The sequence below is a fragment of the Commensalibacter oyaizuii genome (assembly GCF_029953265.1).
Lineage (GTDB): Bacteria > Pseudomonadota > Alphaproteobacteria > Acetobacterales > Acetobacteraceae > Commensalibacter > Commensalibacter oyaizuii.
The window spans coordinates 1,992,172-2,017,840 of record NZ_JASBAO010000001.1 but is presented as its reverse complement, the minus strand read 5'-3'; the positions used below and the strand labels follow the sequence as shown (position 1 = coordinate 2,017,840).

At 37.2% G+C, this 25,669-nt stretch carries 21 protein-coding genes and 2 tRNA genes; 11 read left to right on the top strand and 12 right to left on the bottom strand.

The annotated features are described in order from the left end of the window. Window positions 1-53: 53 nt before the first annotated feature. From QJV27_RS09140 to QJV27_RS09125, 4 genes are all read right to left on the bottom strand, one after another. A complete protein-coding gene (locus tag QJV27_RS09140) occupies window positions 54-1,340 on the bottom strand; it encodes an adenylosuccinate synthase (protein ID WP_281448616.1) in 1,287 nt (428 codons plus the stop codon). 58 nt (window positions 1,341-1,398) lie between these two features. Beyond that, complete coding sequence (locus QJV27_RS09135) at window positions 1,399-2,550, bottom strand: ATP phosphoribosyltransferase regulatory subunit (protein ID WP_281448615.1); 1,152 nt, start codon at window positions 2,548-2,550, stop codon at window positions 1,399-1,401. Between the two features lie 37 nt (window positions 2,551-2,587). Further along, window positions 2,588-3,766 (bottom strand): phosphoserine transaminase, encoded by a 1,179-nt coding sequence (locus QJV27_RS09130; RefSeq protein WP_281448614.1) that lies wholly within the window; start codon window positions 3,764-3,766, stop codon window positions 2,588-2,590. A gap of 53 nt (window positions 3,767-3,819) precedes the next feature. After that, window positions 3,820-3,903: transfer RNA gene (locus tag QJV27_RS09125), tRNA-Leu, on the bottom strand. Window positions 3,904-4,413: 510 nt separating this feature from the next. Between QJV27_RS09125 and QJV27_RS09120 the strand changes: the two genes are divergently transcribed. Then, on the top strand, window positions 4,414-5,850 hold the full coding sequence (locus tag QJV27_RS09120; RefSeq protein ID WP_281448613.1) for a glycoside hydrolase family 32 protein: 1,437 nt from the start codon (window positions 4,414-4,416) through the stop codon (window positions 5,848-5,850). Between the two features lie 66 nt (window positions 5,851-5,916). Here the strand turns inward: QJV27_RS09120 and QJV27_RS09115 are convergent, their stop codons facing one another. Beyond that, window positions 5,917-7,560 carry a glycoside hydrolase family 15 protein gene (locus QJV27_RS09115; RefSeq protein ID WP_281448612.1) on the bottom strand — a complete coding sequence of 548 codons (1,644 nt, stop codon included), beginning with the start codon at window positions 7,558-7,560 and terminating at the stop codon, window positions 5,917-5,919. Between the two features lie 401 nt (window positions 7,561-7,961). On the opposite strand from QJV27_RS09115, the gene QJV27_RS09110 reads away from it, so the two are divergent. Further along, the gene (locus QJV27_RS09110; RefSeq protein ID WP_281448611.1) at window positions 7,962-9,509 is read left to right on the top strand and encodes an alanine/glycine:cation symporter family protein; all 1,548 of its coding nucleotides are present in this window, start codon (window positions 7,962-7,964) and stop codon (window positions 9,507-9,509) included. Window positions 9,510-9,615: 106 nt separating this feature from the next. Continuing rightward, the gene (locus tag QJV27_RS09105) at window positions 9,616-10,398 is read left to right on the top strand and encodes a hypothetical protein (RefSeq protein ID WP_281448610.1); all 783 of its coding nucleotides are present in this window, start codon (window positions 9,616-9,618) and stop codon (window positions 10,396-10,398) included. A gap of 55 nt (window positions 10,399-10,453) precedes the next feature. On the opposite strand, the gene argC is transcribed toward QJV27_RS09105, so the two are convergent. Beyond that, window positions 10,454-11,371, bottom strand: coding sequence for an N-acetyl-gamma-glutamyl-phosphate reductase (gene argC, locus QJV27_RS09100; RefSeq protein ID WP_281448609.1), 918 nt, complete (start codon window positions 11,369-11,371; stop codon window positions 10,454-10,456). Between the two features lie 375 nt (window positions 11,372-11,746). Between argC and QJV27_RS09095 the strand changes: the two genes are divergently transcribed. From QJV27_RS09095 to QJV27_RS09085, 3 genes are all read left to right on the top strand, one after another. Continuing rightward, window positions 11,747-12,880 (top strand): SEL1-like repeat protein, encoded by a 1,134-nt coding sequence (locus tag QJV27_RS09095; RefSeq protein ID WP_281448608.1) that lies wholly within the window; start codon window positions 11,747-11,749, stop codon window positions 12,878-12,880. 95 nt (window positions 12,881-12,975) lie between these two features. Continuing rightward, on the top strand, window positions 12,976-14,124 hold the full coding sequence (locus QJV27_RS09090) for an SEL1-like repeat protein (protein WP_281448607.1): 1,149 nt from the start codon (window positions 12,976-12,978) through the stop codon (window positions 14,122-14,124). Window positions 14,125-14,202: 78 nt separating this feature from the next. Then, complete coding sequence (locus QJV27_RS09085; protein ID WP_281448606.1) at window positions 14,203-15,231, top strand: SEL1-like repeat protein; 1,029 nt, start codon at window positions 14,203-14,205, stop codon at window positions 15,229-15,231. 629 nt (window positions 15,232-15,860) lie between these two features. Here the strand turns inward: QJV27_RS09085 and rpsI are convergent. Together rpsI and rplM are read right to left on the bottom strand one after the other, a co-directional pair. After that, on the bottom strand, window positions 15,861-16,355 hold the full coding sequence (gene rpsI, locus QJV27_RS09080; protein ID WP_281448605.1) for a 30S ribosomal protein S9: 495 nt from the start codon (window positions 16,353-16,355) through the stop codon (window positions 15,861-15,863). 5 nt (window positions 16,356-16,360) lie between these two features. Further along, a complete protein-coding gene (rplM, locus tag QJV27_RS09075) occupies window positions 16,361-16,843 on the bottom strand; it encodes a 50S ribosomal protein L13 (RefSeq protein ID WP_281448604.1) in 483 nt (160 codons plus the stop codon). A gap of 179 nt (window positions 16,844-17,022) precedes the next feature. Between rplM and QJV27_RS09070 the strand changes: the two genes are divergently transcribed. Then, window positions 17,023-17,892 (top strand): NAD(P)H-binding protein, encoded by an 870-nt coding sequence (locus QJV27_RS09070; RefSeq protein WP_281448603.1) that lies wholly within the window; start codon window positions 17,023-17,025, stop codon window positions 17,890-17,892. 23 nt (window positions 17,893-17,915) lie between these two features. On the opposite strand, the gene QJV27_RS09065 is transcribed toward QJV27_RS09070, so the two are convergent. The 3 genes from QJV27_RS09065 to QJV27_RS09055 all read right to left on the bottom strand — a co-directional run bounded on the left by QJV27_RS09065 (window position 17,916) and on the right by QJV27_RS09055 (window position 21,275). Continuing rightward, window positions 17,916-17,991 (bottom strand) — tRNA-His (locus QJV27_RS09065). A gap of 330 nt (window positions 17,992-18,321) precedes the next feature. Continuing rightward, window positions 18,322-18,549 carry a hypothetical protein gene (locus tag QJV27_RS09060; protein WP_281448602.1) on the bottom strand — a complete coding sequence of 76 codons (228 nt, stop codon included), beginning with the start codon at window positions 18,547-18,549 and terminating at the stop codon, window positions 18,322-18,324. Window positions 18,550-19,004: 455 nt separating this feature from the next. Beyond that, entirely contained in the window at window positions 19,005-21,275 is a 2,271-nt protein-coding gene (locus QJV27_RS09055; protein ID WP_281448601.1) for a TonB-dependent hemoglobin/transferrin/lactoferrin family receptor, read from the bottom strand. A 192-nt stretch (window positions 21,276-21,467) separates the two neighbouring features. Here QJV27_RS09055 and QJV27_RS09050 point away from each other — a divergent pair, with 192 nt between their 5' ends. The 4 genes from QJV27_RS09050 (at window position 21,468) to QJV27_RS09035 (ending at window position 24,208) form a co-directional block, all read left to right on the top strand. Then, on the top strand, window positions 21,468-22,034 hold the full coding sequence (locus tag QJV27_RS09050; RefSeq protein ID WP_281448600.1) for a biliverdin-producing heme oxygenase: 567 nt from the start codon (window positions 21,468-21,470) through the stop codon (window positions 22,032-22,034). Between the two features lie 166 nt (window positions 22,035-22,200). Continuing rightward, window positions 22,201-22,923, top strand: coding sequence for a tonB-system energizer ExbB (exbB, locus tag QJV27_RS09045; protein ID WP_281448599.1), 723 nt, complete (start codon window positions 22,201-22,203; stop codon window positions 22,921-22,923). After that, complete coding sequence (gene exbD / locus QJV27_RS09040) at window positions 22,923-23,348, top strand: TonB system transport protein ExbD (RefSeq protein ID WP_281448598.1); 426 nt, start codon at window positions 22,923-22,925, stop codon at window positions 23,346-23,348. Before exbB ends, exbD begins: the two co-directional genes overlap by 1 nt. Beyond that, window positions 23,345-24,208 carry an energy transducer TonB gene (locus QJV27_RS09035; RefSeq protein WP_281448597.1) on the top strand — a complete coding sequence of 288 codons (864 nt, stop codon included), beginning with the start codon at window positions 23,345-23,347 and terminating at the stop codon, window positions 24,206-24,208. Before exbD ends, QJV27_RS09035 begins: the two co-directional genes overlap by 4 nt. Window positions 24,209-24,332: 124 nt before the next feature. On the opposite strand, the gene QJV27_RS09030 is transcribed toward QJV27_RS09035, so the two are convergent. Continuing rightward, window positions 24,333-25,607, bottom strand: coding sequence for a mechanosensitive ion channel family protein (locus QJV27_RS09030; RefSeq protein WP_281448596.1), 1,275 nt, complete (start codon window positions 25,605-25,607; stop codon window positions 24,333-24,335). Window positions 25,608-25,669: the final 62 nt, after the last annotated feature.

Here is a 25,669-nt window from a genome sequence, read left to right as displayed (position 1 = left end):
CCTTATGAAAAAAGCAACCTTAAGGTTGCTTTTTGCTTGTTTTTTACAGTGAACTAAACCAAAAGATCACCAGACATAATGGTGTCTTCACGTTCTGGGCTGGTCGAAATAATACTGACTTTTGCTCCAGTTAGCTCTTCGATACGGGTAATATATTTATTCGCCGCATCAGGTAACTCACTACGATCCCTAATGCCATATGTACTTTGATCCCAACCAGGCATTGTTTCGTAAATAGGCTTTAGGCGTTTTTGAGCTTCCAAAGTGTAAGGAAAGCGATTAATCTGCTGACCGTTTAATTCATATCCTATACAGATTTTAACTTCTTTTAATCCATCTAAGACATCTAGTTTCATGATGGCTAACCCATCCAAACCACCAACCTGTACTGCACGTTTCACCAGTACAGCATCGAACCACCCACAACGACGGGCACGCCCTGTTATTGTGCCAAATTCGTGTCCTTTTTCGCCAAGATATTTACCGACATCATCAAACAATTCCGTAGGAAAAGGCCCCTCCCCCACACGGGTTGTATAAGCCTTGGCAATCCCAAGAATATATCCCCCAGCACGAGGCCCTGTGCCACTACCAACACCTGTCTGAGAAGGAACCGTATTAGAACTGGTAACGAAAGGATAAGTACCATGATCGACGTCCAGCATAATGGCCTGCGCACCCTCGAACAATATAAATTTATCTTGTGCCTGATATTCAGCCATCAGCTCCGGAACATGTGCCATAAATGGCAGTACCTTCGGCCCAATATCAGCCAAATATGCCACCACTTCTGCCTTGGTAAACGTTTTTTCACCCATAGACGCTAGCAATGCATTATGGTGTGTTAATAATTCGTCTAAACGCCAATCCAACGTTTCTGGTTCTGTTAAATCGCACAAACGAATAGCACGGCGAGCGACTTTATCTTCATAAGCTGGACCAATACCACGCCCTGTAGTACCAATTTTCTTCTCCCCCCTGGCCTTTTCACGGGCTTGATCCAATGCCACATGGGACGGTAAAATAAGCGGACAATTTTCAGCAACTTTTAGTATTTGAGGGGTAATTTCAATATTTTGTTCTTTAAAACGAGCAATTTCTTTTAACAACGCCTGCGGATCTACAACAACGCCATTGCCAATAACACTGATTTTCTTGCGTACAACGCCAGAAGGTAATAAAGACAGTTTGTAAATTTCACCATCTATAACTAAGGTATGTCCAGCATTATGTCCCCCTTGGAACCGCACCACGACATCTGCACGACTGGCTAACCAGTCAACAATCTTTCCTTTTCCTTCATCACCCCATTGGGCACCCACAATGGTAACACTGGACATAGAAGTTTCCTTACCAACTTAAAATGTTAAATAAAATAATTGATGTCATCCGATAACCTCATCCAGAAACTGAATGCAAATGTCCATCTTGATACACATAAGAGCAATTTAAACGACGAGCTTCACGAATATGATCATCGTCAGCACAAAGCCCCATAACAATAACATACCCCTCTTGACGCAAGAATCTTACTTGATTCATTGTTAGGCCAAAAGGCACAAAAACTCGTTGCACTCTGCTTTCATCATAGTCAACTAGCTGTAACAAAATATCAGGGCGTAGTGTTAATCCACATGCAGGTTCGCCATTATTAGATAAATAACGCCCACCTCGACCAACTTCACCACTAATCCCATGAACATATACAGAAACGCATAACCCAGTATGATAATCCCACCCCCTAAACTCGACCGGGTCAATAGTCAATTGTACATTAGGGCTCTGCCTCTTCACAGCTTCAACCGCAGTTAATAATCGTTCTAAAATAGGTTGAACATCTAATGAAAGATCCAATCCTTTCAACATTTCTACAGCACGATCAGCGGGTCCAGCAGCTTGTAACATTGTGGTTAGGACTCCTGCCGATGATCCGCCGTATTGTTGAACAGCAGCCACATCTTTACGATCCAATGCACGCATTAATCGTTTAGTTTGTACATAATCGAACGATTCTGTTTGGATAATTGCCTGTGCCAACTGAGGCATCATTAAATCAAAAGAAACTGAACAAATACCCGCAGATCCCAAAGCTTCAGCAGTAATGGCAATAATCTCAGCATCAACTTGGGGGCTATCGACCCCTATTAATTCTATTCCTGCTTGTAAAATCTGTCTTGCTGCGTGATGCTTGGCCCCACTGACCCAAACACATGGTCCCGCGTAACAAAGGCGCAACGGACGCGGCGAGTTAATCAAACGGGTTGCTGCGATACGGGCAATTTGTGGGGTAATATCTGAGCGTAAACCCATCATATAATGCGTTTCAGGATCCATTAATCTGAAAGTTTGTTCAGCAACACCAGCACCAGAATGGGCTAATAAACTTTGTTCAAATTCAAGTAAGGGTGGGCTTACCCGTTCGTAACCATAAGAGGCAAAAGCCTCCATGATTTGATGCAACGCAAATGCTTCTTTTTCCGCATCAATGGGCAGAATATCACAGAACCCTACTGGTAACAGGGCATTGCTCATTTCAGTATCATCAATCATAAGATATTGCTCTTACCTTAAAGTTTATTTAACAAAATTAAAATTTATAAGTTGATTTAACCGTTGCAAATGCCCATTCTAACCAAGGTAATAATGCTTCAATATCGGCTGTTTCAACAGTTGCACCACCCCAAATACGTAATCCTAATGGAGCATCGCGATAGCTAGCCAGATCGTATCCAGCTTTTTCATCGGATATTAATTTTGTTATTTTTGCAAAAGCAATTTTTTGTTCCTTGTCCTCTAACCCTGTAAACCAAGGATCAATAATTTTTAGACAAATAGAGGTATTTGAACGCTGGCTTTCTTCGACTGCTAAAAATTCCACCCATGGTGTCCGCTCTACCCAAGCACTAACCACGGCCAGATTATTATTGCTTCTTGCTTGTAAACCAGAGACACCACCCATTGATTTTGCCCAATACAGACCATCCAATGCATCTTCGACGCATAACATCGAAGGGGTGTTAATAGTATCGCCTTCGAAAATTTTATCGTTTAATTTTCCTTGTTTTAATACTCTAAAAATCTTGGGCAGCGGACGTAATTGTTCAGTCTGCTCCAATCTTTTTATTGCTTTAGGAGATAAAGCCAACATACCATGTGCAGCCTCTCCACCCAGTGCTTTTTGCCATGACCATGTCACAACATCCAATTTATTCCAGGGTAAATCCATTACAAAAGCAGCCGAGGTGGCATCACATATAACCAAACCATCGCGATCATGTGGAATGAAATCACCATTTGGCATACGTACCCCAGAGGTTGTACCGTTCCACACCATAACAACATCATGATCCCAATTAATTTGGGTTAAATCAGGCAAATATCCATAATCAGCATGTAATATACGTGCGTCAGCAAGTTTTAATTGTTTTACAACGTCAGTGACCCATTCAGCAGAAAAACTGTCAAAAGACAGCATATCCACAGGGCGAGACCCTAAAAGCGCCCATAATGCCAATTCCACTGCACCTGTATCTGATGCGGGGATAATTCCAACCTTCCAATCTTTGGGAATTCCAAGGATTTCAGAAGATAAGCTGATTACCTCACCCAACTTTTTCCGTCCTTCATTAGAACGATGAGAACGCCCGACCAAGGCATTTTGTAACGCATTTAACGTCCAACCTGGGCGTTTGGCGCATGGACCAGAGGAAAAACAAGGGTTATTTGGTTTTTGATGAGGTTTAGCAGGTATATTTACTGTTGGCATAAGAGTTCACTACCATAATCTAGCACGTAAATGGACAATTGCGACGTGCAATTTGGTGCGAAAGGGGGGATTTGAACCCCCACGCCTTGCGGCGGTCGATTTTGAGTCGACTACGTCTACCGTTCCGTCACTCTCGCTTATATATGTTCTCTTAGCAGATAATTATGTCAAAAGACAATGTTCTTTTAAAAAAAAAATATACAAATTGCAAGTGCATTTATTCTTTTTTAAACATTTTTCTTAGAGTGTCACAACTAACTTAAGATCATTCTCTTTTCTTTATCAACTAATATATAAATTAGTAAGATCTTTATATAAAACTCTATCAATAGATCAACAATCTTTGTAAATAACGTCGCCAACAATTACAGTATAAATATTGTTCACTATATAAAGATTTTATTTATGAATAGTTTTTATAAATATTACGATAAATTTAGACGTAAAGAACCGATTCTTTACATTGAACGACGCTGTAAATAAATACTAAAACAATAAATTTAAAAAAAATTTAGTATTTATAATAAATTATGCTATAATAATTGAAGTTGAATATAAAATAATACTTCAACTATACTAATTTTAATTTTTTTATTCAATTATAATATATTTTTATACATATTTTTATTAGAAAATGGAAAGCAAATATGAAAGCCTTATCTCAAGCAGATATTTTCGTTAAAAACGCTGCAAAAACAGTTGATACTTTATATTATCCAAAATTCCACGTCGCCGCTGAGGCGGGATGGATCAATGATCCCAATGGATTGATCTATATCAATGGATATTATCATTTCTTTTTTCAACATTACCCCTACGAACCAGTATGGGGCCCAATGCATTGGGGTCATGTTATCAGTAAGGACCTTGTACATTGGGAACACTTACCTATCGCCCTTTATCCAGACGAAGACTATGATCGTGACGGATGTTATTCTGGTTCTGCTGTTAATAATAATGGGGTTTTAACCCTTATTTATACAGGAAACGTCAACCTAGATGACAAAGGCAATATTCGCCAAGTTCAATGTATGGCTACCAGTACTGATGGCATCAACTTTACGAAGCACGGTCCTGTACTATTCCCACCCGCAGGTGTTATGCATTTCCGTGATCCAAAAGTATGGCGCGCAAGGGACTCTTGGTGGATGGTCGTTGGTGCTAGGGTTAATGATCTTGGTGAAACAAGATTATATAAATCCGCAAACCTTACTGATTGGACTTTTGTTACTATTCTTGATCAGGCAACCTCTTCTGATCAAGGTTTTATGTGGGAATGTCCTGATTTCTTCAACGTTAATAACAAAGATATTTTAATCACTTCACCACAAGGCATGCCTGCTAGTGGATATGATTATCGCAATCTTTTTCAAAGTGGCTATCGTTGCGGCGTGTGGAACGAGGATGGCAGTTACACCGTCGAAGAAGAATTTAAAGAAATCGATCATGGACATGATTTCTATGCACCTCAATCTTTCGTTGCAGCCGATGGACGCCGTATTATGGTGGGTTGGATGCAAATGTGGGAGGCTCCGATTCCTACAGAGAAACAGGGATGGGCTGGCGCGTTTACATTACCTCGTGAGGTAAAATACAACGAACATGGCCGTTTACTGTGCACACCAATTACAGAATTGGAACAACTTAGAACAGCATCCACCAGTTTACAACCATTCAAAATTACCAACCAAAGTACAGTCCTAGATGCACAATATCAAGAACTAAAACTATGTTTTGATATCAAAAATAGTACTGCGGAACGCTATGGTTTATCTGTTGGAGATGGCGCAAAATTATTCATTGATAGCCAAGCTAAACGCTTGGTTCTAGAACGCTACAGTGATGATTTGACATTAAACACAGACAGAAGCATTCCTTTGCCTGTATGTTCTAAGATTAATTTGCATATCTTCATTGATGCAGGATCAATTGAGGTTTTCGTTAATGATGGGGAAGCATCTATTACCAGCAATATTTTCCCTCGCTTTGACAACAAAGCATTATCTTTCTTTGCTGAGAATGGCAGCGCAGTTATCACAAAAGCCGATATGTGGCAGTTATCAAGTATTTTTGCAAATTGTTAATTACTTTGTAATATATAAATAATAAAAAGGCCTCTTTTGTCTTGCAAAAGGGGCTTTTTACCTCTCTTAATGTAAATTCTTTGTAGCCTCTTGCAACATTAACGTCATAGAAGCCTTGGCCCAATTTAATGGCGTAATCGGGCTGGGTGATTCCCACAACTGTCCTTGATCAGCTATAAAATTATAACTTTCAGGCAGTGCCATCGCAGAAACAACTTTACCATTTGCCCCAATCGTATCTTTGCCTGTAATTTGCGCCAATGCACGGTTCATGGAACGAATAGCCACGGCTCTGTAATGGGGGTCTTTACTCTCATGATAAATCATAAAAGCTGCTTTTGCATACCACGAATCAAAAAACCACTGTGCTTCTGTCCCTGGGATAAATTGTTTTTTTCGTTCTGCATGACTGGCGCTGTCTGTATCGGTTTTGATATTATGAAACCAAAAGTTAGCAGATTGATAATTATCTTTAAAATAACGGCGAATACCAATATCCCCCATAAGAGGGGCAACTATGTCCAAAACACGCTTTTTATGCTCTAGCGTTAAGCGGCTTAAACGCGCTGGATAAATCAAATTCAGTAGTGCAGCATCAGCCTGTCGATATCGTGAATCTGTTTTGTTATAATCGGGGGATTCACCCCCCTGTTCTAACTGTTGGTATATACGTTTATATCCTAAATCTACCAAGCGTGATAAATTTGGAGAACTAACAAAAGAAGACGCATTTAATTGTTTAGCTCTATCCTGCAAAGCATGGACAAAATCTTTATCATGAACCGTGGGATGATCAATTATCCTCTGCAAATTTTCCAATGCTGATGTCACCAACCCTACAGAAGATGTATTTAGACGACTATCTTCCTCCCATGCACCAGAATCCTCCATTTTATAGAATTGGGCTTTGTCTAAATACCCAACTAGATAAATCAAAGCATCTAAACGACGATCTTTACTCCAATCTTGTCCTTTTACTCTCCCATTATTAATCTCAGTAAATATAGAATCTAAAAACAATCCCAATGCATCGTTTTGCTTATGTGTCCATGGTTGAGGTATTCCATTTTCCATCACATCTGCAAAATCTTGAGAAGCACTGTTAAATCGAATATGAACGGCTTTCATCTGTCCATCAGAGCCGTTAAGAATGGTTGGGTCAATAATAACAGCTTTCATTCGAGCAATCTGAACGGGGGTTGCCATATAATCCCATAATGTCATCAATACTTGATGTGCATCTGACCTAGTTTCATCTTGGCTTTCTAATGCCAAATATCCCCAGACACTATCCCTTACCCAAATTGCATCATAATTGGTTTTAGTGGCCATATCTTGTGACGCAAAACTAGCCGCCTGCACAAAAATTCCCCACGGATGACGCTGGACTTTGATTTTACGTGTTGCCTCAGTCCCCTTAATGATATTATTAACGGTATCTGTTGTATAATCACTCTTTAATAAAGATAAAGCTAATTGAGAATGCACATAAACCGTGTAAGGATGTAAATCAGCCTGACCAACAAACATTAAAATATTATGATATGGATGGTTTTTTAAGTCATTAACATATTTTATATAAACGGGATCCTGTATAGATGAGCCTTGCGTCACTGCAAAGGCATTATGTGTAACGCCGATCAAACCAGAATATAATAGTAAATGACCTAGGTATTTTACAGAGAATAAAGCCTTCTTGTAATGCCGCATAACCCCTCCAAAATCATAAAAAAATTAGTATAGTTTTTTTATTAATAAACTCATTTTTTTAGAAACACATAAATTACTATCATAAATGTTTAAGATTTGATAAAAATCTACGAATATTTTAAAAAACATAATATTACATTATAAATATATAAGATGTGCTCAATTTTAATTGAGTAGCAACCCTTAAATAATAACATGCTCTTTAAGCTCTACGATACTGTGATAAACAGTAGGCAAGTAAGTTATTCATATTATACTTGTAAATATTGCTATTCCACCGCTTATTGTAATTATAACGAAAGCAATGGCTGCACCAGAATCATTTTCATCATTCGTATAATTTCTATTAATTTCTAACAATTCGATTTATATTATTACCACCAATAATTTGAGTACCTATTGTGAATACTATTTTCAATTTCATTAATCAATTTTTCGCGTTTTTAGCCCCGATTACCGATACGATTTGGGATTTTCCGACGAATATTAATTGGTATAAAAATATCCCAATCTTAGGACAATTCTCCTTCCCTGTGATTTTATTGATAGGGGTTGGGATATATTTCACTATTCGTACGCGCTTTATTCAACGACATAGCTTTGCCCCTGCGATCAAAATTATGCTGGCCAGACAATCTCCTCAACAAGGGATCAGTGCCATAGGTTCTTTTATGCTGGGGCTGGCTATGCGTGCAGGGCCAGGAAATATTGTCGGAATTACAGGTGCTATCTCCATCGGCGGCCCGGGGGCTTTATTTTGGATGTGGGTTGCAGCCTTTTTTGGCATGGCATCAGCATTTACTGAATCTGTATTGGCACAGCTTTTCAAAGAAAAGAAAGGTGATGAATTTGTTGGTGGATTACCTTTTTATGGAAAACGCCTGCTTGGAAATAACCACTTTGTTGGCTTCTTTTTATCGTGCGTCTTTATCACCTATGCGCTCTTTAATATCCCTGCTCAAACGTTTAACGTATTCTCTGCCATTGGTGCCATTGCACAAGCCACAACAGGGCATCAATATAGCCATCAATCCACCTTATATTATACGATTGCAGTTATTCTTGTCATAACCTGCGCCTTTACTATCTTTGGTGGCATTCGCCGTGTTGTTGCGTATTCTGATATTCTGGTTCCCATCAAAGCAGTCATCTTTATTGGTATATCCAGTATTATTATTCTGATTAATTTTCCGTTAATCCCTTATTTTTTCCGTGAGGTCATCATTGGTGCCTTTGCACCCCATGCAATTTTTGGAGGAGCCATTGGCACTGCCCTTGTCCAAGGGGTAAAAAGAGGATTAATGTCAAACGAAGCTGGTCAAGGCACCATCACCATGGCCGCAGCGATTGCCAATAATCGTCACCCTTGTGAACAAGGATTTGTTCAAAGCTTTGGGGTATTTTTTGATACGATGGTTATTTGCACCATGACAGGTTTTATTGTGATTATGGCGCATGTTTGGACAGGTTCTGTTGATGGTGTGATATGGGATTCTGTCAGAGCTTCAAAAATCACCTTATATTTGACCTCGGCCAAAGCACTGACACCATCATTCTTGGCTACCAGCGTCGAAATTATTATGTGTGCTTGTTATGGATTATTTGCTTTTACCACATTATTGGGAATGATTTCATTTGCCGAGATTTCCGCCAATTTTATTTCTAAAAAAAACAGCTTTATTATCATCATTCGTATCCTAGGGGCTTTGATCTTTGTTCCCTTTGGTATTTTAACCATTCTAGCTGGATTAGAGCTGGGGAATTTATGGTATATCTCTGACCTGATGAATATTATTATGGTGTATTTAAATATCCCATTATTACTTTTGGGACTGCCCTTTGTCCTCAAAGCATTAGCCGATTATCGAAAAAATAAAGGAACACCTTTTGACTCTAAACAATATGGATTTACGACAGAGTGTTGGAATGGAAAAGATGATGTGAAGTAATCTAAATCACCTATCATCGCCCTCACCTTCAATCAAAACAATAATATTTTCGAACGAAACATATATCATCCATATGCAAATCAAAATAATATGTAAGTAGGTTGCAATGACAGCAAGAGAAAAAACATTCTGTGAAGAACTTGATAAATTAATTGAGGAAGGTGAAAATTTATACCAAGCTATACAAGAAGAATGCAAAGCTGTAGATACCATATTTCAAGAAACATTTTTTAGACAGCATTACCAACAATGGTATTCTAAAGCTGACATTATTATTAAAACTATTTTACCTAACAGACATGATGAATTTGTATCATGCTATAAATATCAAGAGGATAGAGAAACATTAAAAAAAGACAATTTTAGAATACAAGATTATCTACATAACAAATTTGTAGTATTAGCAACAGGAAGCCTATTCACAAACAATTATAAAAGTTGGAAGGACTGTTCAGAAACTATTACTTTTTTTTATCAACAACTAAGCATTCTCAAAGCAGTTAAAGAAATGCTCTCCTCTAAACTGCTTGATTTAAAAGCCCTTGTACAAGCAGATTTATTTGATTCTGAAATAGAAGTTGCCAGAGAGCTTGCTAAAAAAGGTTTCTTAAGAGCTGCTGGTGCTATTTGCGGTGTTATTATTGAAAAACATTTACATGCACTATGTGAAAGACATAATATTACCATTTCCAAGAAAAATCCTGGTATTAATGATTTATGTGTCATTCTAAGGAGTAATGATGTTATAGATGTGCCTCAAGAACGTTTTATTATGTCTTGTGCAGACGTTCGTAATTTATGCGATCACAACAGAGGAATAGAACCTACTCAAACTCAAATCAATCATCTTCTAAGTGATACCAAAAGAATCATAGATACAATTTATTAATATGTACAATAAAAGGCTCACTTAAAATCAAATTAAAAATGAGCCTATATTCAATCTACACCCCCAGCATCAACCGAATATTCTGTATCGCTGCGCCAGAAGCACCTTTACCAAGATTATCAAAAGTTGCGGTTAACACCACCATATCTTTGCGCTCATTTGTATGAATATGTAATTCCATTTGATCGGTGTGTGCCAACATATCCCCTGCTAGTTTCGCAGGTTGATCCTTCATAAAACGAACAAATTCTGCTGTTTCATAGTGATGTTTTAAACAAAGCCTAATGTCACTCACATCAGCATCATTGGACAACGTATCTATATGCAATGGAACAGAAACTATCATCCCTTGAGCAAAATTTCCAACAGAAGGAACAAATATTGGCTCACGACTTAATCCCGCATAATGCACAATCTCTGGCAAATGTTTATGCTGCAAACTTAATCCATAAAGCATAAAAGGTGGCGCATCTTTTGTAACTTCATAAGAGGCAATCATTTGCTTTCCCCCACCACTATAACCACTAACAGCATTAATCGTCAGTGGATAATCTTGTGCAATAATGCCTGCTTTGACCAAAGGATGGAGTAACGCAATTGCACCGCTGGAATAACACCCAGGATTAGCAACCAATGGTGCAGATTTAATTTTCTCTGCCTGTCCCAAATCCAACTCAGCAAATCCATAGACCCAGTCTGGATGAGTTCTGAACGCAGTACTGGCATCTAAAACCTTGGGGTGATGTCCTGACAAGGATTGAATAGCAGCCACTGATTCCCGCGATGCATCATCAGGCAAACACAAAACAACCAAATCCACTTGCGCCATCATGTCCAAACGCTTTTTCATATCATGGCGTTGTTCAACAGGAATAGAACAGACTTGCACAGGCAAGTTGCCCAAGCGTTGACGAATTCCTAAACCCGTTGTTCCATATTCACCATCAATGAAAATCTTTGGCATTTGTGACATGATGCACCTTTATTCAAAAATAAATTAATGTTTGACTATATGACAAAGTTGCTGAAATAATCAATGACATCTACTACCTTTATTTATTCCCCATTATATATCTGAACAAAAATCATTTTACTTTCAAAATTTTTCAAAATATTCCTGCATAATAAAGCATAATTTTACGATAAGAAATTTACCTTTTTATGTTTCAAAATTATTAAGATATGAGGAAATTCCTTGAGATATCTATGCTCAATATAATCTGGGTGCGATGCTTATAAAGGTTAAAGAACAAATAAAACGATTAATACTTTGATTTAGAGTATAAGTATTTATTGTCTAAATAAAGCACGAATAAAATATCTATCTTTCAAAGGAAATAGTTCGATTATGAGTTTTTTAAAAGGAATACTTTCTAATTTAATAAATAATACGAACGAAACGTCACAATCTGTTAATATTGATTGTCAGCAAAATGAGCAAGATATCAAAGAATTAGAGCAAAAAGCCAATCAAGGAGATATAAATGCTCAATATAATCTTGGGATGATATATGATAATCACCCAGATTTTGTTCAAGCAGCAAAATGGTATTATAAAGCAGCCGATCAAGGACATATAGATGCTCAGTATCACCTTGCTACGATGTATGAAGAAGGACAAGGCGTTCCACAAGATTATGAAAAGGCAATAGAATATTACCAAAAAGCTGGTAATCAAGGGTCTGCGAAGGCTCTATATTTTCTGGGTTTGATGTATAAAAATGCCAAGGGTGTGCCTCAGGATTATACAAAAGTAATAGAATATTTTACCCAAGCCGCAGAACAAGGCTATGTTTTAGCACAATATAATCTTGGTCGTTTATATTATCATGGTCAAAATGTACCCCAGAATTATTCTAAGGCACTCAAATGGTTTACCAAAGCTGCAGGTCAAGGAAATGTGGATGCCCAAAATGATCTGGGTGCGATGTATGATGCAGGGCAAGGCGTTGCACAAGATTATGAAAAGGCAGCTGAATATTTTACTAAGAGCGCCAACCAAGGGAATGTCTTAGCTATATTTAATTTGGGTCTGATGTATGAAAATGGACAAGGTGTGTCTCAGGATTATGCAAAAGCAATTGAATTATATTATGAAGCGGGCAGCTGTGGACATATCAATGCTCAAAATACGTTGGGTGTAATATATGAGAATGGTCGTGGTGTTCCACAGGATTATATAAAAGCAATTGAATGGTATCAAAAAGCCGCAGATCAAGAAAATGCTGATGCCGAATTTAATCTTGGTCGGATGTATTATTATGGTCGAGGTACTGCACAAGATACGTTAAAATCAGTAGAATATTTTAACAAAGCTGCCAATCAAGGACATATCAATGCTCAATATAACCTTGGGGTAATGTATGAAAACGGGATGGGTGTTCCGCAAGATAAAGAAAAAGCATTGGAATATTATCAACAGGCTTGTTCAAATGGCTATCAGAAAAGCTGTGATGCTTATGAACAGTTGAAGGGTGAATAAAACTTTCATAAGTTTAAGTATTTATAATGATAAAAGAATATTTTATTATCAAACAATTCTGCTAAGGACGCGCGGTATTTAAAGGAACGTTTATTATGAGTTTTTTCAAAAAAATCTTTCCAAATATTAAAAGCAATACAAGCAAAGTACCGCAATCTACTAAAACCCATTCCCAGCTCAGTGAACAAGATATTGCAGAGTTAGAGCAAAAAGCAGCACAAGGTGATGCTGTTGCTCAAAGAATTTTAGGGCAATTTTATAGTAGTGGTATTTCCGTTCCACCAGATTATGATAAAGCTCGTGAATTATTTCAAAAAGCAGCCGATCAAGAGGATGCAGAGGCTCAATTTCATTTGGCACATATGTATGAGTATGCTGAGGGTATTCCCAAAGATGATTTGACAGCAATATTCTATTATTTACGATCTGGAGATCAAGGATATGCCAACGCACAATTTCATCTTGGCGAAATATATAACATAGGCGCTTGCAATGTCCCTCAGAATATAAATACAGCCATTGAATGGTACCGCAAAGCAGCGGATCAAGGACATGCAGAAGCACAATTTCAGCTTGGAGAAATATATAATAATGATGAAGATGTCCCTCAGGATATTGATGTCGCATTAAAATGGTATCAAAAGGCAGCCGATCAAGGACATGTTTACGCACAATATAGAATTGGATCTGCATATTATGTAGGTCAAGGCGTTGAGCAAAATTATAAAAGAGCATTGGAATGGTATCAGAAAGCCGCGGATCAAGGGGATGTAGATTCTCAATATAATCTTGGCACAATGTATGCACAGGGTTTAGGTATGCGGCAGAATTATAAAAAAGCGATCGAATGGTATCAAAAGGCTGCAGATCAAGAGGATGAGAGCGCACAATATAATCTTGCCAGAATGTATAAGCATGGAAAAGGCGTTCCACAAGATATTGCCAAAGCAATAGAATGGTACCAAAAGGCTGTCGATCAAGGTCATGCGTCTGCGTGCTATAATCTTGGGTTAATCTATTGGCGTGGAGAAGGCATCCCCAAAGATGAAGCCAAAGCAATGGAATATTTTATCGATGCTGCGCTGCAAGATCATGCAGAGGCACAATATTGTATTGGTGTAATCTATGAATATGGAGGAGCTGTTCCAAAAGATTTAGAAAAAGCCAGGGAATATTATCAACAGGCTTGTTCAAATGGATATCAAGATGGCTGTGATGCTTATGAAAGATTAACTAAAGCGTAAAAAATTATCTATAGATTAAAGACTAAACATATTGTGTAATTTGTCTGTGTAATTGAGGGGTTATCAGGATATTAAATTATGAAAATATTCAAATATATTTTATTTGTAGCGACAAGTCTTTCATGTGTAACCTCTAGTGCTTTTGCTATCGATTCTCAAAAAGACATTGCAACATTAGAGCAAAAAGCAAATCAAAATGATGTTGAGACTCAATATAAACTCGGCATGATGTACAAAGATGGTAAAGGCGTTGCACAAAATTACACAAAGGCAATCGAGTATTTTACCAAAGCTGCCAACCAAGGGTTTGCTTTAGCTCAATATAATCTTGGCGAAATGTATTATTGTGCCCAAGGTATTCCACAAGATTATACAAAAGCATTGGAATATTTTACCAAGGCCGCCAATCAAGGATATGCTTCTGCTCAATATAATCTGGGTGTGATGTATCGGGACGGTCAAGGCGTTTCTAAAGATTATGCAAAAGCAATCGAGTATTTTATTAAAGCTGCCAATCAAGGGGATATACAGGCTCAATTTAATTTGGGTATGATCTATATGAATGGTCCAAATAGTGTAAAAGATTATACAAAATCCGCAGAGTATTTTACCAAAGCTGCCAACCAAGGGTTTGCTTTAGCTCAATATAATCTGGGTGTACTCTATCGGGACGGTCAGGGCGTTTCTAAGGATTATGCAAAAGCAATCGAGTATTTCGAAAAAGCAGCCAATCAAGGGAATGTAGAGGCTCAATTTAATCTGGGTGGGATGTATTATGCTGCTCTTGGTGTTCCACAAGATTATACAAAAGCAATAGAATATTTTACCAAAGCTGCGAACAAAGGGTTTGCTTTGGCTCAATATAATTTGGGCGTAATCTATCGGGACGGTCTGGGCGTTTCTAAGGATTATGCAAAAGCAATCGAGTATTTTACAAAAGTAGCAAACCAAGGAAATGTAAAAGCTCAATTTAATCTGGGCGAGATGTATGAAAATGGTTCAGGCGTTTTTAAAAATAAAGAAAAAGCCAAAGAATATTATCAAAAAGCTTGCTTAAACCAGCTGCAAGAAGGCTGTGATGCTTATAAAAAATTAAATGAAGAGTAAATGTCTATAGATTGAAAATTGAGTGTATTTTATAATTAAAGTACACTCAATTTCTTGTTGATAATAATGCTAATTTAGAAAGAAGATTGGCTTTATTTTATCGAAGAAATATTATTAATAAATTTAGAAAAATTTTCTAAAATATCAAAAATTCAATAATCTCAAATATCTAAGGTATTTTCTTTCATCAATATCATTTTTAAATTTGTGGCAAAAATTGTTCCTACTAATAAAAAACAAATTCTATCTGACCTGAAAGAACCTTAGATGAACATACTCTTTACCAATATACACCGATTTCTATAGCTTAAACCTGTATCTTCGGAGATTTAAGTTTAAATTTTAAAGTTCTATAGAAGATTTTTTAAAAAAAGTATAGCTATTAATTAAAATAGAATAATCCTCAAAGGAAGCGGGTTCCATAGACGTATATAAAGAGAGATTAAAAAAACAGTTCAGGTAACCCCCAGCATCATTCTTGTGAAATTCCAAAATATTTGATGATGATTTTTACTTTCTCGATTAACGGTTTTTTGTACTTACCTACTACAAGATCAATATTCTAAATAAAAAAGGCGGTAGAAAGTTTGACCTTTCTCCCGCCTTTTTGAAATACAAAACTGTATATCTTAACGTTTGCTGAACTGGAAAGAACGGCGAGCTTTTGCTTTACCGTATTTCTTACGTTCAACAACACGAGCATCACGGGTTAAGAACCCAGCAGCTTTTAATGCACCGCGTAATTCTGGTTCGTAATTGCATAATGCACGGCTTAAGCCATGACGAACGGCACCAGCTTGACCAGATAAACCACCACCACTGACAGTACAATAAATATCAAACTGCCCTTGACGATCCGTCACAAGGAAAGGTTGGTTTAACAACATACGTAATACAGGACGTGCAAAATATACATCGACTGCACGACCATTCACAATAATGTCACCTTTACCAGGCTTTACCCATACACGTGCCACGGCGTCCTTACGACGACCAGTTGCATACGCACGACCAAATTGATCACGTTTTGGTTCACGAATAACAGCTTCTTGTGCCAAAGGAGTATCAGCAACGGCACCTTTTAAATCAGCTAAGCTGCCTGTACGTTCTTGAGTCTCTGACATATTCCTCAGGCTCCAACTTTATGTTTAATAACACTGTTTTTACGATTCAACGCCGCAACATCAAGCTTAACAGGTTGTTGAGCTTCATGTGGATGGGTTTCACCAGCATAAACATACAAATTTTTCATTTGTTTACGTTGTAATGGCCCACGGCTGATCATCCGTTCAACAGCTTTGATCACAACATGTTCAGGATTTTTACCTGTCAAACGTTGGGTGATAGTACGTTCTTTAATTCCACCAGGATAACCCGTGTGGTAATAGAACTTCTTTTGTTCAACTTTTTTACCAGTTAAAGCAATTTTTTCGGCGTTTACAATAATAATATTATCACCACAATCAACATGTGGTGTATATTGAGGTTTATGTTTACCCCGTAAACGGTTGGCAACGATCGTAGCAAGACGGCCCAATACGATGTCTTTTGCATCAATTAGGACCCAATTCTTTGTTACTTCCGCTGGTTTAATCGAAATGGTTGTTTTCATTAACTCTAAATTCCGTTAATTAAGCAGCTTTATAAAATTATTCCTGTTATTAACATTCGAAAGGATTTCGTCAAGTAATTTTTACAACATTCTTATTTTTTATCTATTTTTCAGTGTTTTTTAAAGCGGTATTATATTACCGCAATCTATTTTTTTTCGAAAGTTGATTGAAATCTTAGATGAATTTTTCCCAATCCCTTCCTACGAAAATCCACGTTATCGGTGCTACTGGTCGCTCTGGCAAAGCACTGATTCAGGCTTTACAAACCCGTAATTGCGAAGTCATTTCTCTGATCAGGAACCTTGAAAAATGGCAAAAAAGTAATCTTAATGGCGAATATCGCCTCATTGATTTAAAACATAATCCACTTTCATTGGCCGATGCCTTAAAAGACGCGGCTTATGTTGTCAGCACAGCCCACGCAAAACATAGTGCGACCATTTTAGAAGCTGGACCTAAAGAGGCGACATATATCTTTTTAGGTAGTACGCGTAAATTTACACGGTGGCCGGATTCGCATGGCAATGGCGTTATAGCAGGAGAAAAAGCGTTTTTATCAAGCAATCGTCGCGGGGTGATATTGCATCCTACAATGATTTATGGATCTCAAGGGGAAAATAATGTGCAACGTTTATCAAGTTTATTAAAGCATTTACCTTTTATCCCCCTACCCAATGGGGGCAAAGCCTTAGTACAACCGATTCATCAATCAGATATAACCCGCGCAATTTTATCAGCACTGTCAAAACCTTGGGATGGACCACATAGTTTAGTCATTGCTGGGAATACAGTATTATCTTATAAGGAATTTATTAAAATTATTTTAAAACAGGCCAATATTCCAGCAAAACCATTTATTCCAATCCCCATGATATTCTTAAAAGCAGCAGCATTACTGACATATCTTATACCTTTTATTCCCACCATCAAAACCGACGAAATCCAACGTTTGGCTGAAAATAAAGATTTTGATATCTCAGAGATGAAGGAACAACTGGGCTTTACCCCTATAGATTTTAAAACAGGAATTGAACAAACAAAATTATAATATTGGGGGAAATTAAATGTAGATGGGGCGAACGACGGGGATCGAACCCGCGACAACCGGTACCACAAACCGGCGCTCTACCAACTGAGCTACGTCCGCCACAATCTGAAATTGTCTTTACTATAATTTTTAATTCTTAGTCAATTCTTTTTATGAAAAATATTTCATTTAAATCATTACAAAAATATTACTACAACTTTTTTGAATCAGGCCGTAACCAAAAAATAAAATACTTTTTTTTACGATTCTAAAATTATCTCTACAAAATAATTTATATCTATAGTTCAATATATATATCTATGCTGCATGAGAAGACCTGAGGTGACTTTTTACCTCTTCTAAACTTGAAAACCACCCACTCGCAAGATTTTCTTGATAGAACCAAACTGTTTCATTATTAACTGGTTGACCATAAATGAAAGATGTCATTTAATTAATCTTGTCATATGCTTCTTGAGAATATATAACTCTATTGCGCAAATCTCGTAACATCATATCCTTGTAATCTGATAAACGAGGATCATCTCGAAATACATATTTCATTACTTCATGAGCTATTGCGTCAATATTGCAATCATGACCTAAAATATCATGATATATGTCCTTTAGGTAATTCACTATAGTATCAATAGTCTCATCACGTGCTTGCCATTCCATTGTATTAGATACCTGACATTTCCATCAAGATGCTCGATAGGAACTGCTTGATAACCTCGACCTGACATTAACTAATTACTTGAAAAATCTTGCTGAATTTCGTCCTGTAATATATTAGTTGTTAAATGAACTAAATCCCGTTGATACCAATCATTAGCTTTTAAATGGGTCTCTCCTTTACTCTCAGTTTGTTACAAACTTTATGTAAATACATTATTATTATGTGTTGTGTTTGTATCTAAAACAACTAATTTACTATCAACTTGAGATTATAAATTAGTTGCAGTAATAGGTAATAAAATCGAATTCGACATATTCGTAGTCATTAACTTTTACGATGTTATATAACAGCATTTCTGTTATTAAACGCAAATAAGAACCATTATTATCCATATAAAAAGTGAAATGATAAATATTTACCATTTCACTTTTTTAATCTTAGCTGCCTACTATTTTTAGAAGTCAATGCGTGCTGTTACTTTGAAATATCTTCCTGGTTGGGTATAGAATTCTTGACGCATACCACTTGCTGATTGTCCAATGGGTAATGAGGTTGCATTATAATATTTCTTGTCAAACATATTATACATCCCAGCTTGGATTTTCAAAGGTTTATAGAACGAAGGACGATACCAACCCGTCCAATCAAAAATCACGTATCCTGGTGTATTCCACTGCTTACTTAAACTGCCAGTACTGGTTAAATATTTTGCATTATCTCTAGCAATAGCAAAGGTACTGGAAAGGTCACTTCCCCAATTTTCTTGTTTATAGCCAAACCCTACAATACCTCGGAATGGTGCAACAGAGGCCAAATTATAATTCATATCTGTATTACGACCATTTGTATAAGCAAAAGATCCCCAACCACGCCAATGTTTATCAAGTTCCCAATTGACGTTGGCCTCTACCCCGTAAATACGCACATCTTTTAGATTTGTATATCCATAACAAAATTGATAACCAGTGCAAGGTGTAACGCCCATCATATCAATAAAGTTTTTATAGTAATTATCATAAAACGCAACATTAGCACCACGTTTTGAATCACCATATTTTAAACCAACTTCCCATCCTCGACCTGTTTCAGCTTTAAGATTAGGATTTCCTGTAACCGCATATAATGGCGCAGTACTATAAGATAAATACTGATCTGTTGCTACTGGTGCACGATAAGATTGAGAATATAACGCATAGGCAGTTAAATTCTTTGCCAATCTTGCCTCTGCCAAAAATTTCGGGGAATAACGAGAGCCACTACTACCAGACGGTAATCCAGTATAGCCCGGATTATTTTGATAATCTTTTGAATTATGAGGATCTCTTTTATAATAATCAAATCGAACCCCTGGGGTTAAATGCAACCAATCATTACGTCCCAAAGAAATCCTGTCTTGCAGCATAGCACTTAAATCTGTACCATGAACATCTGGCATATCTGCATAATTATTATGCACAAATGCACTTGGCGTTGCGCGCCAACCACGTTGTTTTTGGCTTGAGTCAGATAAATAGACCTCACCACCAAACGTAATTGCATGATGCACAGACCCTGTATATGCATTGACTGTCGCAGAACCCAGCGCACCATATGTTTGTGTATTTAGTTTCAAATCTTGCCACTGATTACTAGCTGGACGTAAAGAATTATAATTTGTGGTGTTGGTCATCGTATTTTGGTCTTGCCAATAAGCTGTAAAATGACCTTCAGCAAATAAATCTTTTGGATCTTCAGCAATGTAATCATAAGTAGCACTGAATCGAGACCGTTGATTTTCTGTATTCGTATGATAATCTTGTCCAACAACTGTTTGAGAAGTCAATGTATGTTCATGATTATTTAAATCATACCATTCACCTGTAATCCCTAAACGATGTCCACCAGAGAAATAATGTCTGATTTTACCTAGAAAGCTACCTTGAACATAATGTGCAGGATTTGCCTTGGTACGATCCCTCCCTTGCCCACCTGTTTCGCCTCTATTCCCTGTTTCGCTACCATTTTGATAACCTCCAGATAACAAGAACAACGTATTTCCATAACGTGCAGCAAAAGATTGATTTAAAACAGCCGCAGCTTTTTGTCCAGCGTATGTTGCTTTGGTCGAGTTCGCAAATTTTTCGCCAGGTCTTAAAATATCTTCAGGATCTAATGTTCGGAATGCTATAACGCCCCCCAAAGCCCCTGTTCCAAAAAAGCTAGAATCTGAACTTTTGATAATATCAATACCGCCCATTGTATTAAAATCAAAATACCCTACCCCACCTTGTTGAGTAGGAGAGCCACCTGCATAAGCACCGTCATTTGAAAACGGTTGACGTATCCCATCAACAGTTACCAAAAGACGATTCCTATCCAAACCACGCATATTTAAACTAGCACTATCCTCATTAAAATTAACGGACGCATCTACACGTCTTGAAAAGTCTTCTAAGTCATCAATTTGACGATTTATTAATGTTTCTCGTGTTATTGTTGTGGTTAGAACTCTTGATTTACCAACGTTAGTATAATCTTTGTCAGGATCGATCTTCATTGAATTTAAAATAGGATCAGAAATTCCTTTGACCCGAACAGGACTTAAATTCACAGATGTTTCAGTCGTAGAAGATACAGCTTGAGTATCGGTCTGACCTACTTGTGCCCATGCAGACACTGGCAATAAACATAAAAAGCTAGAGGTCATTAACCCAACTGACCAAGATTTTGTCAAAACATATTTCATTTTAATCCACAGACAATAATAGAATAGAACGCTTATTTATATGAGAATAATTATTATATGCAAAAGATATTGCAAATCATTCTCAACTTTTGTATAAAGAAAAATAGATTTTATTGCAAATGATTCGTAATAACTTTTAAGTAAATAAGTGATTAACTATTTTATGATTTTTTTAAAAATCAGGAGATTTGAATGTCTGAAGTCAAAGACCAACCCCCTACCTATGCGTTACGCCTGGGAACCAGCAGTACGCACAGCAAATTAGATGAACATATTATGGGATTGGGATTATTTTCTAATCAAGAATCATATAAAAAATTTGTAACCTTACAATATTTTATTCATAACGATGCAAAACCCCTTTACGATCATGCAAAATTAAAAACCATTATTCCCAATTTGACTATGCGTAATCGCTTTGAAAAAGTAAAAGAAGACATGTTGGATTTAAACATGGAAATCCCAACAGCACCTACCCCCATACAAATCCAAAATGTATCAGCGGCAATTGGGGCATTATACGTCGTAGAAGGATCAAAATTGGGTGCAAAATACCTACTTCATCACGTTGAAAAATTTGGACTTTCAGATCAGTTCGGCGCACGTCATTTAGGTCCTGATGAAGAGGGTCGTGGGGTATCATGGCGTTCTTTTCAAAAAGCAATTGATACAGCAAATATCGATATTCCTGTTGCAGTAAAGGCAGCAGAACAAACATTTGATCGAGTATTCACATATCTCAATCAAATTACTGCATAACTCATGCAGTACACGGACTATCCTTTTTAGTATATTTTTAGCATCGTATCAGGTTTGCTCCTTTAAAGATCTTTCAATCACCTGATACGATTATTTTTATTTAAGTCACTCTAATCGGGTATCATCCAAATAAATTATGATATTCAAAATCAACAAGGTGTTCCCCATGACTAACTTGTCTTTTTCCCCATGGGAAATGTTTGTAAATGCTAATGTCGTTGTTCAAGCTGTAATGATTATATTGCTTTTTGGATGCTTATTAAGTTGGACAATTTGTATTGCCAAATCAATCGAACTTTTTTCAATCCGAAAAAAATTGATTTCTGAACAAAATCAATTACATCAATCTGGCACTATTAATCACGAACAAATTACAAACAGCAAGGGAATTGCAAGCACCATGCTGATGTCTGTTTTGGATGAATATCATTACTCCAAAGGTTTTACCCATGATTCAACAGGGTTAAAAGAACGAATTGCCATGGCACTAGAACGGGTTGAAGCCAGCGAAGGTCGCCGGTTACTTCGGGGTACAGGGTTGCTAGCGACAATTGGTTCTACGGCCCCTTTTATTGGATTATTTGGTACTGTTTGGGGAATTATGACTTCTTTTACAGGCATTGTTGCTGCAAAAGCAACCAGTTTAACCGTTGTTGCCCCTGGAATTGCAGAGGCATTATTGGCAACAGCACTAGGGTTGATTACAGCAATCCCAGCTGTTATTTTATATAATGTTTTTTCACGACATATTAGCAGCTGCAAAGCCAATATCGCTGATCTAAGCACATTAGTTATGAGATTGGTTTCGCGTGATATAAGCCAAATGACCAGTCCACAAAATAAAGGGCAAATTATTCAATTTGGTGTAAGATCAGCAGGAGACAAGTAATGATCCGTATGCGTCACAATGATGAAACGCCCCACGAGGTCAATGATATTAATGTCACTCCTTTTATTGATGTGGTCTTGGTTCTATTAATCATTTTTATGGTAGCAGCCCCCCTAAGCACCGTTAATATCCCCGTAAATTTACCAGCATCAACCGAACAACCTAAACCACAGCCTACAATGCCTGTCTATTTGACTATCCAAGCCAATCATGACTTGGCACTTGGTGATACAATTATTCAAAAAGATACATTAGTTAGTGCATTAGCAGATGCTACAAAAGGGAACAAAGAAGAAACCATTTTTTTACGCGCAGATAAAACAGTTGATTACGGCACACTAATCCAAGTTATGAATCAGCTGCGTCAAGCTGGATATTCAAAAGTTGGATTGGTTAACGCACAAGGGGAAAATAATACGCCATGAACACCTCTTTTTTCGTTATTAGCAACGACTATACCTATCGAAAAAAATCCTGTTCTTGTCTTCGTTGGCAGGAAATGCTCGATAGTCAAAAACGTAAGCAGGATTGCATTATATGGAGTTGGTCTTTAATTACCGCTACCACTTTAATTATAGCCTCAGTTTGGGCTACAACCCATATTCACCCGCATTCAAAAGAAATTAATCTTCCCCAGACCCCTCCCGCAATGATGATTGATCTTTCTGCGGATATTCCAACGCCACCTTCACCGGCTTCGACTGTGGCTACCGCCACGACCACATCCACACAACCTGAAATCAAAGAACCCGATAGTGTTCAGCCCTTAACAGATACAACCCCACAAATAACAGCACCTCAAGCACCATCACCTGCTATAGCAGTTCCTAAGTTTAAAAAATTACAAAAAATTAGTCATACTAAAATCTCACATCCCGTCCCAACACAGCAATCACCAACAATCAGCCAGCCAACAACTCAATCCTCCCCATCATCAACAAATACGCAATCATCGCAAAAAAGTTCAACACATAGCTCCTCAAGCTCACATGCTTCAACAGATCCTGCAACCTGGCAAAGTAATATTTTAAAAAAATTAGAGCGTCTTAAACGATATCCTTCTGAGGCCCAAAATGATCACATCGAAGGAACCACGGTTTTGCGATTAACAATTAATCGGCAAGGGCAAATTCTATCCACAAAAATTGTAAAAAGTTCAGGATCAACAATTTTAGACACAGAAGCACAGGCACTATCTCGTAGAGCAAACTCATTACCAGCTCCTCCAGAGGCCATCACGGGCAATACGATTACGTTAAATGTACCTATTGAATTTTATTTGTAACGTTAAGTTGAAGCAATTTACTTTGTATCAGCTTTAGAATTTGGTCTGCGATTAATGTAGCAACCCAAAAAAACAGCGCAAAAACGCTGTTTTTTTATTATTCTGAGGTAACTTGACTTAGCAATTAGACCCCTTCATTAATTTGTTCAGGCTGACGTCTTTCAATTAATGTAACCGTTGAACTGTTTCCAGTACCACTTTGTCCTGCTGTTAAGAAAAACGCACTTAAGATTGAATAAGAATGATCAAAAATGCTAGATTGAATTTCTTCATATTCCTTCCATACAACTGTATTTGTAAAACAATAAATTTCTAATGGAAGTGCTGAAAACTCAGGCTCCATTTGCCTAACCATACAGGTCATATGACGATGAACGCCAGGATGTTGGTTCAAATACTCCTCTAAATAAGCCCGAAACAATCCTATGTTTGTTTGTCGGCGACCATTTAAAATTGAAGCGTCTAAGTCATATCCTTTTTCTTTATTAAACTGTTCTAACTCTGCAATTTTTTTCGTAACATACGGTTTTAATAGTTTACTCTTTGATAGTTCTTCAAGTTCCGCACTGGATAAAAATCGAATACTATTGGCATCAATTAAAATTGATCGTTTAATACGTCGCCCGCCAGATTGCTGCATACCGCGCCAATTGATAAATGAATCCGATACCAACGCATAAGTAGGCAACATCGTTACTGTATTATCAAAATTTTGTACTTTTACAGTGGTTAATCCAATATCAGTAACCGTTCCATCAGCACCATATTTGCTCATGGTTAACCAATCGCCAACTTTTAACATGTTATTTGCTGCCAACTGAATCCCAGCTGCTAATCCTAAGATAGAATCTTTAAACACCAACATAATTACCGCAGCCATTGCTCCCAAACCAGTAATTAACGCCAATGGGGACTTATCAATAACTGCAGACACCATTAATATTCCAAAAAATAAAGCAGATAATAACTTTATTCCTTGAAATATCCCCCCTAAAGGCAGTTTTTCTGAAAGTCCTAACTTATTAGAGACTTTTAAAACTATGTTTAAGAAAGAAAAAACAGATAATAATGCATACAGCAAAATCCATAACTTTGTACATACAATAACTAAAGAGAAAGCTGGGAATCTGTTTACCCAAAAACTGACTTGCGCCAGTAAAACAACTCCTTGTACGGTAAATGCTAAACGATTAAATAACTGGTCTTCTGTAAAAACCTGCATCCAAACACGAGAACTTTTTTTGGAAAATTTATCCAAACGTCCCAAAACAACTTTGTGCAAAACAAAGTGTAAAATGACCGCTGTCAATATAATCGTAACGATTGCTGTTAAAAATAATGTGATTTCATTAAATTTAAAGCCCGTCTTTTCTAAAAGATCTATCATTTTCTGTTGCATATAGAATTCCATATTTAAATTTTTTTAAAAGAAAGCATCTTTATGCATTTCCTATGTAATCA

Excerpts from the sequence above, each read along its gene's own strand:
- QJV27_RS09140 (WP_281448616.1), bottom strand. The coding sequence starts at position 1,340 with ATGTCCAGTGTTACCATTGTGGGTGCCCAATGGGGTGATGAAGGAAAA.
- QJV27_RS09135 (WP_281448615.1), bottom strand. The coding sequence starts at position 2,550 with ATGATTGATGATACTGAAATGAGCAATGCCCTGTTACCAGTAGGGTTC.
- QJV27_RS09130 (WP_281448614.1), bottom strand. The coding sequence starts at position 3,766 with ATGCCAACAGTAAATATACCTGCTAAACCTCATCAAAAACCAAATAAC.
- QJV27_RS09120 (WP_281448613.1), top strand. The coding sequence starts at position 4,414 with ATGAAAGCCTTATCTCAAGCAGATATTTTCGTTAAAAACGCTGCAAAA.
- QJV27_RS09115 (WP_281448612.1), bottom strand. The coding sequence starts at position 7,560 with ATGCGGCATTACAAGAAGGCTTTATTCTCTGTAAAATACCTAGGTCAT.
- QJV27_RS09105 (WP_281448610.1), top strand. The coding sequence starts at position 9,616 with ATGACAGCAAGAGAAAAAACATTCTGTGAAGAACTTGATAAATTAATT.
- argC (WP_281448609.1), bottom strand. The coding sequence starts at position 11,371 with ATGTCACAAATGCCAAAGATTTTCATTGATGGTGAATATGGAACAACG.
- QJV27_RS09095 (WP_281448608.1), top strand. The coding sequence starts at position 11,747 with ATGAGTTTTTTAAAAGGAATACTTTCTAATTTAATAAATAATACGAAC.
- QJV27_RS09090 (WP_281448607.1), top strand. The coding sequence starts at position 12,976 with ATGAGTTTTTTCAAAAAAATCTTTCCAAATATTAAAAGCAATACAAGC.
- QJV27_RS09085 (WP_281448606.1), top strand. The coding sequence starts at position 14,203 with ATGAAAATATTCAAATATATTTTATTTGTAGCGACAAGTCTTTCATGT.
- rpsI (WP_281448605.1), bottom strand. The coding sequence starts at position 16,355 with ATGTCAGAGACTCAAGAACGTACAGGCAGCTTAGCTGATTTAAAAGGT.
- rplM (WP_281448604.1), bottom strand. The coding sequence starts at position 16,843 with ATGAAAACAACCATTTCGATTAAACCAGCGGAAGTAACAAAGAATTGG.
- QJV27_RS09070 (WP_281448603.1), top strand. The coding sequence starts at position 17,023 with ATGAATTTTTCCCAATCCCTTCCTACGAAAATCCACGTTATCGGTGCT.
- QJV27_RS09060 (WP_281448602.1), bottom strand. The coding sequence starts at position 18,549 with ATGGAATGGCAAGCACGTGATGAGACTATTGATACTATAGTGAATTAC.
- QJV27_RS09055 (WP_281448601.1), bottom strand. The coding sequence starts at position 21,275 with ATGAAATATGTTTTGACAAAATCTTGGTCAGTTGGGTTAATGACCTCT.
- QJV27_RS09050 (WP_281448600.1), top strand. The coding sequence starts at position 21,468 with ATGTCTGAAGTCAAAGACCAACCCCCTACCTATGCGTTACGCCTGGGA.
- exbB (WP_281448599.1), top strand. The coding sequence starts at position 22,201 with ATGACTAACTTGTCTTTTTCCCCATGGGAAATGTTTGTAAATGCTAAT.
- exbD (WP_281448598.1), top strand. The coding sequence starts at position 22,923 with ATGATCCGTATGCGTCACAATGATGAAACGCCCCACGAGGTCAATGAT.
- QJV27_RS09035 (WP_281448597.1), top strand. The coding sequence starts at position 23,345 with ATGAACACCTCTTTTTTCGTTATTAGCAACGACTATACCTATCGAAAA.
- QJV27_RS09030 (WP_281448596.1), bottom strand. The coding sequence starts at position 25,607 with ATGCAACAGAAAATGATAGATCTTTTAGAAAAGACGGGCTTTAAATTT.